The 1,968-nt window shown below is 41.5% G+C and carries 3 protein-coding genes; all 3 read right to left on the bottom strand.

All coding sequences use genetic code 11. The features are described 5' to 3' along the window. Positions 1-221, bottom strand: a 221-nt coding sequence (locus WBJ10_RS06540; protein WP_424288719.1) for a hypothetical protein, incomplete at its 3' end; no start/stop codon positions are given. Between the two features lie 6 nt (positions 222-227). Further along, entirely contained in the window at positions 228-782 is a 555-nt protein-coding gene (locus WBJ10_RS06535; protein ID WP_424288718.1) for a DUF4138 domain-containing protein, read from the bottom strand. A gap of 11 nt (positions 783-793) precedes the next feature. Continuing rightward, on the bottom strand, positions 794-1,968 hold a 1,175-nt coding region (gene traM, locus WBJ10_RS06530; RefSeq protein ID WP_424288717.1), incomplete at its 5' end, for a conjugative transposon protein TraM.

Here is a 1,968-nt window from a genome sequence, read left to right as displayed (position 1 = left end):
GATTTGAGGGCGTTTTTTAAAGAATCTTTGACCATGAGGTCGTAGGTGGAAGTATTATCATGAGCATACTGTCCGGCGTCGAATTCCTTTTTAAAACAGCGGAGGTTATTAGTATTGCTAATGACCGTACCTTCTTCAAATACAACCCATCGTTTTCCTGAAGCAACCTCGTTTCGAAGGAAAGCGACAACTTCTTCTGATTTTTCAGGTGATAGTACCATAATGAATTATTTAATAAGCCGCGCGTTTTCCAAATCAGTTCCTTCCGCTTTTAAATACATATGTCTGCTTCCGTCTTTCTCGTACAATTCGATGAATAGTGCCTTATCCTTCGAAAGGGGAACTTTGTTTAAGGCGAAGACATATTGGGAAAAACTTTGACCTTCGATAGTATCATCGTCCAAACCGTAAGAGTAGATGGGGTATACCTCCATTTCCTGGGTAACTGTCCGCTTCGCAGTTTTTATGTCTCTAACATAAAACCGGATGAAGTCTATATCATAGTTGATATTGGATTTGTTCTTGATTTTAATCCGGTAAAAGATCGTGTCCGCTGATATTGCGATTCGCCCGAGTTTGCCAGTCATCCTGCCAGTTTTATCTCTCCTGATAGTCTGAAAGTTGCGAGATTTAACTATTTGGGAACAGGCGTTACTCAGGTTAGCCGGTTTTTTGAGTACGTTGGACAATTGAATGACCGAATCTTTATAGTTCGTCTTTCCCTGTGCTAAAACTGTTATAGGTAGAACATATAGCAGTATATTAATTATTAAGGTTCTCATAGCAGTAATTATTAGTTTCGTGATTTGTTGTCTCTGAGTAGGAGTTTATACCCGGCCTTCACCTTTACTCTTATTTGCTTCACCTTTTTTCCAAATAACCCTTTGGCAGCCTGAATGCCGGCACCGGCAACCTGAGCAGAAACGGATGGATCCATTGTCATGATTTCCAAACTTTGAATAGCATCATCAACACCTTTTTTGGATGCATCCCGGCTAATGGCTCCGGGAATATATAGTCCTTCCAAGCCATCCATATCGTAGGCAGACAGTGAAACTGGCAATATTGAATTCTTATATCTCATACTGGCTATGGTGATTTTTAGCCGCTCCTCGTCAACTTCGGCGAGGCCATAAACAAACTCGTTCTTAGGGATTAAAGCGCCGTTAACGCTTATGCTGTCAGATAGTCGGATTTTTACAACTGAACCAGATACAATATCCTGATCTTGATGAATGACGGCTTCGATGGCACTGGAGAGGTCTAGCGAATGGTTATTGTCGATAGCACTTGTTGGAGGAAATGAAGCCCGTTTACTATCCCTTTCGCCTAAGACTTGCACAGCGAAAACTCCTTTTACTGGGTTCGATGATTTCTGCCCCAATTTTTCTCTCGTTCGTCCCGGATGCTGAATATCAAGGATCTTTTCCAGAATAGCATTTATCTGAACCATTTCCGGGTCGTCTGGATTTCCGCTCTGTAAATTCTGCATGAGATTTTCAAGCCGACTTACATCAGCATCCATGTCTGTCGTACCACGGTTATTTCTAGACTTAGACGCATAGCTGGCAGTTGAAGAAGGACTTGGTTTGTTTATCTCCGCGTTCAATAGAGCGAGCTTTTCATTAATCTTTTGCTCATTCGGATCAATGTATGTTTCCGGTGAATGTGACATTAACGAAGTATAAGTTTCGTCTCCAGGATAATCTTGTTCTGCTTCCCTTGCAGAAGCTTCATATACACTGAACTTATCCAGTTTCTCAGCGATATCGAATTTTGGCTGGGGAAGATCTGTATTGAAACCCATTTTTTCGTCTGCTTTCAAAGGCTTCTCCGGGGAGGTTCCGCCTCCTAAAGCCCAGAAGGCCATAGTCATAAATGGTAGTACCAGTAATGGTAATACCATTAAGAATTTGCGTTTTCGAAGCGTTTCCGCTGATTGTTGCTTTTCCATAAATTGAATTTTAA

This window comes from Daejeonella sp., assembly GCF_049655485.1.
GTDB lineage: Bacteria > Bacteroidota > Bacteroidia > Sphingobacteriales > Sphingobacteriaceae > Daejeonella.
Note: the sequence above shows the minus strand (reverse complement) of the source record. Positions and strands in the feature narration are given on the sequence as shown.

Excerpts from the sequence above, each read along its gene's own strand:
- WBJ10_RS06535 (WP_424288718.1), bottom strand. The coding sequence starts at position 782 with ATGAGAACCTTAATAATTAATATACTGCTATATGTTCTACCTATAACA.